Below are 6,270 nucleotides of genomic sequence, written 5' to 3' on the forward strand. Positions count from 1 at the left end.
GTGGACGTCGACGCATTCGTGCTGACCCATCGCGCGACCTGGGACCGACTGGACCAGTTGGTCAAGCGCCGCCGGTCGCTGAGCGGCGCGGAAGTCGACGAACTCGTCGAGCTCTACCAGCGCGTGTCCACCCATCTGTCGATGCTGCGGTCGGTCAGCACGATCGGATCGGATTCGCTGATGGTGGGCCGGCTCTCGAGCCTGATCGCGCGCGCCCGGTCCGCGGTGACGGGTGCTCACGCGCCGCTGAGCAGTGCGTTCATCCGATTCTGGACCGTGTCGTTCCCGGTGGTGGCCTATCGCAGCTGGCGGTGGTGGGTGGGGACGGCGGCGGCCTTCTTCGCCATGGTGCTGGTCATCGCATTCTGGGTGGCGGGCAACCCGGAGGTGCAATCCGCGATCGGAACGCCGACCGACATCGATCAATTGGTCAACCACGATGTCGCGTCGTATTACAGCGAGCACCCCGCCGCGGCGTTCGCCCTGCAGATCTGGGTGAACAACGCGTGGGTCGCGGCCCAGTGCATCGCGTCAGCCGTCGTGCTGGGGCTGCCGATTCCGGTCGTGTTGTTCGAGAACGCCGCCAACCTGGGGCTGATCGCGGGCCTGATGTTCCACGCCGGTAAGGGCGGGATCCTGCTGGGTCTGCTTGCCCCGCACGGGCTGCTGGAGCTGACGGCGGTATTCCTGGCGGCCGGATCGGGGATGCGGCTGGGCTGGTCGGTGATATCGCCCGGGGATCGGCCCCGTGGCCAGGTCCTTGCCGAACAGGGTCGCGGGGTGGTGTCGGTCGCCGTGGGCCTGGTGGGTGTGCTGCTGGTTGCCGGGTTGATAGAGGCGTTGGTGACGCCGTCGCCGTTGCCGACGTTCGTTCGGGTCGGCATCGGAATCATTGCCGAGGCGGCGTTCCTGTCCTACATCGTCTACTTCGGCCGCCGCGCCGCAAAGGCCGGCGAGACCGGCGATATCGACGACGCCCCCGACATCGTCCCGACCGCCTGATCGAGCCGAAAGTCACAGCCGAAAGTTAGAGCCGCCCCGTCGCTTTCATCGCCAAATAATGATCGGCAAGGGCGGGCGCCAGCTCGGTCGGAACCGCGTCGACCACGTCCACCCCGCTGTGGCGCAGCCGCGACGCGATGGCGCGGCGGTCGTTGCGGGACCGCTCGGCGGCCGCCGCGTCGTATACCGCGGCGGGGTCGGAGCGCCCGGCGGCCATTTGGTCGACGCGGGGGTCGGCGCATGCGGCGATCATCACGTGGTGTTTGGAGGACAGCTGCGGCAGGATCGGCAGCAGCCCCTCGTCCAGCGCGGTCGCGTTGAGGTCGGTCAGCAGTACCACCAGCGACCGTCGCCGCGTGCGCCGCAAAATGGCGGCAACCATTGCACGCCAATCGGATTCGACGAGCGTGGGCTGCAACGGAGCCATCGCCTCGACCAGTTGGGCGAGCAGCTCGGTGCGCGACGCGCCGAATACGCCGGCCCGGCTCACCCGATCGTGGGCGAGAAAGTCGACATGGTCGCCGGCCCGCGAGGCGAGCGCCGCGAGCAGCAGCGCGGCGTCCATCGACCAGTCCAGCCGGGGCCAGCCGGCGGGATCGGCGGCGGTCGGATCGACGCCGACGCGGCCGGCCGCCATGCGCCCGGTGTCCAGCACGATCACCACCCGCCGGTCGCGTTCGGGCCGCCACGTGCGAACCATGACGTCGGCGCGGCGCGCGCTCGCGCGCCAGTCGATCGAGCGGACGTCGTCGCCGACGACATACTCGCGCAGCGAGTCGAATTCGGTTCCCTGCCCGCGGATCAGCGTGGGCAGCAGCCCGTCGATCTCCCGCAGCTTGGCAAGCCGCGACGGCAGGTGCTTGCGGGACAGGAAGGGCGGTAGCACCCGCACCTGGCCGGGCACCGGCTGAGAGCGCTGGCGTCCGGCGAACCCCAGCGGCCCGATCGAACGGGCCGTGACCACCGCCGCGCGCTGATCGCCGCGGCGAACCGGCCGCAGGACGCTGAGGACATGCTGGCGCTGCCCGGCGGCGATGTCGACGGCGTGAATGCGTGGTTCGGCACGCGCACTCGGTGGCCAGGCGTCGCGGAGCTGGCCGCGGAAGCGCCCGCGCCCGTCGTTGTAGATGTCCAGGCTCGCGTCGACCTGCTGGCCGAGCCGCGCCGAACTGTCGGGGGACCGGGTGAAGCGCAATCCGCCGGGGCTGGCCGCCAGCGCGATATCGACGACGACGACTACCGCCAGCGCCACCAACAGCGCCACGAAAGCCTTTGCCGGCCAGGGCGACAGCGCGATCGGGAGAACCAGGATCAGCGCCGCCAGGCCGGTGCGCCCGGTCAGGATCACTAGCGGGGCACCGGAACCGACGCCAGGATTCCGTCGAGCACCCCGTCGGGGGTGGCGCCTTCGAGCTCCGCCTCCGGGCGCAGCATCACCCGGTGCCGCAGCGTCGGGCGCGCCATGGCCTTCACGTCGTCGGGTGTGACGTAATTGCGGCCGGACAGCCACGCCCAGGATCGGGCCGTGCCCAGCACGGCCGTCGCCCCGCGTGGTGAGACGCCCAGCTGCAAGGCGGGTGACGAGCGGGTGGCCCCGACGATGTCGACGATGTAACCCAACACCTCGTCGGCGACCAGCACCTGCTGGACCGCTTCCCGGCCGGCCGCCAGTTCGGCGGCGCCGGCGACCGGCTTGATCTCCGACAGATCACGCGGATCGAAGCCGTGCGCGTGCCGGGCGAGGATGGCGATCTCGGAATCACGCTGCGGCAGTGTCACATTCAGTTTGAGTAGGAAGCGGTCCAGTTGCGCTTCGGGCAGTTGATAGGTGCCCTCGTATTCGATCGGGTTCTGGGTCGCCGCGACGATGAACGGGTCGGGCAGCGGCTTGGCGTCACCCTCCACGCTGACCTGACGCTCTTCCATCGCCTCGAGCAACGCGGCCTGGGTTTTCGGCGGGGTGCGGTTGATCTCGTCGGCCAGCAGCAGATTGGTGAACACCGGGCCCGGCCGGAATGCGAACGCGGCGGTGCGCGCGTCGTACACCAGTGAACCGGTGACGTCGCCGGGCATCAGGTCGGGGGTGAACTGCACCCGCTTGAATTCCAGCTGCAACGCCGCGGCCAATGCCCGGACCAGCAGCGTCTTCGCCACTCCCGGAACGCCTTCCAGCAGCACGTGGCCGCGACACAGCAGCGCGATCACGAGGCCGCTGACTACTCCTTCCTGCCCGACGACGGCCTTCGCCAGCTCGGTTCGTAACGCCAGCAACGCATTTCGCGCGGATTCGGCGGCTGGGTCTGAGACGGGGGTCTGCGGTGGGGACGATTGTGTCACGAGTGTGCGACCAGCCTTTCGATTTCGTCGAGCGCTCGGGCAAGTTGTAGCAGGTCATTGTCGGTGGCCGGCGGCGGGCCGAACAGATGGTGGGCGACGAAACCCGCGTCGGCCCCGCTGCGCTCGGCCACGGTCGTCACCACCGCCGGCGGTGCCGCTCCCGCGCCCAGGCCCAGCCGCGGCACCAGCCGCTGCAGCGTGGCGGTGCGCAACGCCTCGGCGGCACGGTCGCGCGCCCGGCGGGACCGGTAGAGCCGGCCGCGGCCCTCCACGGTCTCCGACGCCCGCACCACGACGGGTAACTGCTCGGCCACCAGCGGACCCGGCCGGCGACCCTTCCACAGCGCGACCAGCAGCACGACCACGCACAGCTGCCAGACGATCCAGGTTACGTTTTCCGGGATCATGTCGTAAACCGATGCGGGGGAGGATGTTTCGCCCTCGACGCGATGCGGCGCGTACCAGATGACCCGGGGCCGGTCGCCCGCGAGGTTCATCGCCAGCGCCGCATTGCCTGCCTGCAACAGGCCGCCGTTGGTCATGAAATCGCTGCTGCCGACGGCCGTCACGGTCCGCCCGTGGTCGCGGAACCGAATCAATACCCCGCCGTAACAGCGGGTCATCGTGCGGCCATCCTTGGCCTCGTAGGTGACGCCCGGCCCGAAGCGTACCGATCCGGCCCGGGTGGCCTCCCGCAGCGAGCAATCGGGGTCGCTGTCGAAGTTGCTGGTGGGCTTGATGCCCACGCCCGGCATCAGGGCATCGCGGGTTCGTGCCGTGGGCTCCACCAACAGGAGATCGCCGGGGGCCTTCCCCAGCCGGTCCAGCAGGGCCTCGTCGGTCAGGTACTGGCTCTGCGCCACCAGAATCAGCGTGTTGGGACGCGCCGCCCGTTCGACGTCGGCGATGCTGTTGGCCGCGATGACCTCGACGCCGCCATCACGCAGCAGCGTCACCAGCGCGTGCGCACCATCGGTCCCGGTCGAAGCGGGATCCATCGGGGTGCCGGGCCGCGGTTCGGTCAGGTAGGCACCGATCCCGGCGATGACGGTGAGCACGATCAGCGTGAGCAGCACCCAGGTCCATAAGCGCCATCGCGCAGCCGGGCGCTTCTCGATCGTGGGGGTCATCGGACCTGCGCCCATGATTCGGCGGCGATGTGTTGTGCCGTCGCGGCGGCTGCGGCCGGCGCTCGCGACCGCAGGTGGTCGTCGAGGTCTGCGATCATCTGGTAGGCGGCCTGGGTGCCGGGCCGCTCACCGTAGGTGACGTCGTTGAATGCCGTTGCCGCCTCGGACAATTCATCCGCGAGATGAGGCAGCGCCGCGCCGGCGTCCCGCGCCAGTTCGTTGGCGGTGCGGCCGGGGGCCGGGTTGAGGACGCCGGTCTCCTCGAGCTGGCGGGCGACGGCGCGCAATCGGTGCCGAATCGCTGCGGTCCAATTCCCGTCCGCCGCATAGCTTTCTGCGGTCGCGCGATGCTGGGCGGCGGTCAGCTGGGCGGCTTCGAACAGCTGGTGGTCGCCGCCACGTCTGGTGCGCATGGTGCGCCGGGCGATGCGGATGCCGACCACCACCGCGATCCCCAGCAGGATGAGCAGCACCGTGGTGGTGAACCACCCGCCCGGTATCGAGGCGGTCTTTTGCAACAGCCGGTAGATCTGTTCGTTGAGCCACTCGACGAATTGCTGGGTCGCGGAAGCCTTCGCATAGATCGGCTTGCCGAGTTCGGTCTGGGCCGCCAGGTGGGCGCCATCGCGGTCGATGTCGATGGAAGGCACTGTCAGCTCGTCCTCGCTCGGCCCTACGCGGGCCGGGTCAGCCACAGGTTGTCGGTGGACGCGGTCGCGTAGGGCCCGCCGGCGGCGCCGGTCTGCAGCACCAGGTCGAACGCCTCGGCGCGCATGCGGCGGTCGGTGTAGAGCAGCACGATGACCCCGGCGTTGAAGGGCGCGGTGACGATCTCACCGATTGCCGACCCGACGGAGGCGATCGAGGTACTGATGAGCAGCGCGGAAATGGACGTGTCCCCGGCCATCGTGATCTGGCCCACGATGCTGAACGGCGTAGCCATCGCGTTGGCGATGACGGATGCCACGATGAACGTCAGCGTCCGAATCCCGAGCACCCGCCAGAATCCGTTGCGAACCAGCGCAAAGGAGCGGGTGATCGCATTCATGACCGGCAGCCGCTCCAGCACGATGAGCACGGGCGCGAACAGCACCACCGTGTAGAGGTACACCAACACCGCGATCATGCCGAGCAGCAGCGGGAAGCCCAGCAAGATCGCCAGGGCGCCGTTGCCGATCGCCGAGGCCACGGCGAGTATCACCGCGACCAACCCCGCAAGCGCCACCACCACGGCGGCTTCCAGCAGCGCCAGGCCGAGCAGCGGCAACAGCCGGCCCCGAATCTTGGCCCACGTTTCGCCGATGGTGATCGTCGAACCGAACACCGCCCGCCCGACGATGACGGTGAGCATTCCGGACAGCATCATGCTGCCCAGCCAGGTGACCAGCAGGCTGCCCGACATCGACGCCAGCCACGCGCCGACGACGCCTAAGGACAGTTCGTCCGGCTTGTCGGTGTTGAGCCGGCCGTAGGCGGCCAGCGGTCCGAAGAAGGCGATCCGCGTGATGATCTGCATGACCACGACCACCAGTGCGGTCAATCCCAGCGTCGCCTTCGGATTGGTGCGGATGTAGCCGACGGCGCCATTGAAGATGTCGCTCAGCGACAACGGGCGCAGCGGGATGATCCCGGGCTTGAGCGGCACCTGGCCCGGCGGGGACTGGCCATAGCCCGGCCACGCACCGAAGCCCGGTGGCGCGCCATAACCAGGCGGCGGGCCATACCCCGGCGGCGGGCCATACCCGGGCGGCGGCCCATACCCGGGCGGCGGCCCGTACCCCGGTGGGGGGCCGTACCCGGG

At 69.6% G+C, this 6,270-nt stretch carries 6 protein-coding genes; 1 reads left to right on the top strand and 5 read right to left on the bottom strand.

Going from position 1 to position 6,270, the window contains the following annotated elements; genetic code table 11:
* On the top strand, positions 1-1,002 hold the full coding sequence (locus tag ACQI5H_RS15245; RefSeq protein WP_427080180.1) for a stage II sporulation protein M: 1,002 nt from the start codon (positions 1-3) through the stop codon (positions 1,000-1,002).
* Between the two features lie 25 nt (positions 1,003-1,027).
* Here ACQI5H_RS15245 and ACQI5H_RS15250 read toward each other — a convergent pair whose 3' ends face one another.
* From ACQI5H_RS15250 to ACQI5H_RS15270, 5 genes are all read right to left on the bottom strand, one after another.
* Positions 1,028-2,350, bottom strand: a complete 1,323-nt coding sequence (locus ACQI5H_RS15250) for a DUF58 domain-containing protein (RefSeq protein WP_427080181.1) — start codon at positions 2,348-2,350, stop codon at positions 1,028-1,030.
* Entirely contained in the window at positions 2,350-3,339 is a 990-nt protein-coding gene (locus tag ACQI5H_RS15255; RefSeq protein ID WP_427080182.1) for an AAA family ATPase, read from the bottom strand. Before ACQI5H_RS15255 ends, ACQI5H_RS15250 begins: the two co-directional genes overlap by 1 nt.
* On the bottom strand, positions 3,336-4,484 hold the full coding sequence (locus ACQI5H_RS15260; protein WP_427080183.1) for a DUF4350 domain-containing protein: 1,149 nt from the start codon (positions 4,482-4,484) through the stop codon (positions 3,336-3,338). The genes ACQI5H_RS15255 and ACQI5H_RS15260 overlap by 4 nt, the downstream gene beginning before the upstream one ends.
* The gene (locus ACQI5H_RS15265; RefSeq protein ID WP_427080184.1) at positions 4,466-5,119 is read right to left on the bottom strand and encodes a DUF4129 domain-containing protein; all 654 of its coding nucleotides are present in this window, start codon (positions 5,117-5,119) and stop codon (positions 4,466-4,468) included. The genes ACQI5H_RS15260 and ACQI5H_RS15265 overlap by 19 nt, the downstream gene beginning before the upstream one ends.
* Positions 5,120-5,142: 23 nt before the next feature.
* Positions 5,143-6,270: hypothetical protein (locus tag ACQI5H_RS15270; protein ID WP_427080185.1), on the bottom strand; the 1,128-nt coding region annotated here is incomplete at its 5' end.

The organism is Mycobacterium heidelbergense, assembly GCF_050205645.1.
In the GTDB taxonomy this organism is placed as follows: Bacteria; Actinomycetota; Actinomycetes; order Mycobacteriales; family Mycobacteriaceae; genus Mycobacterium; species Mycobacterium heidelbergense_A.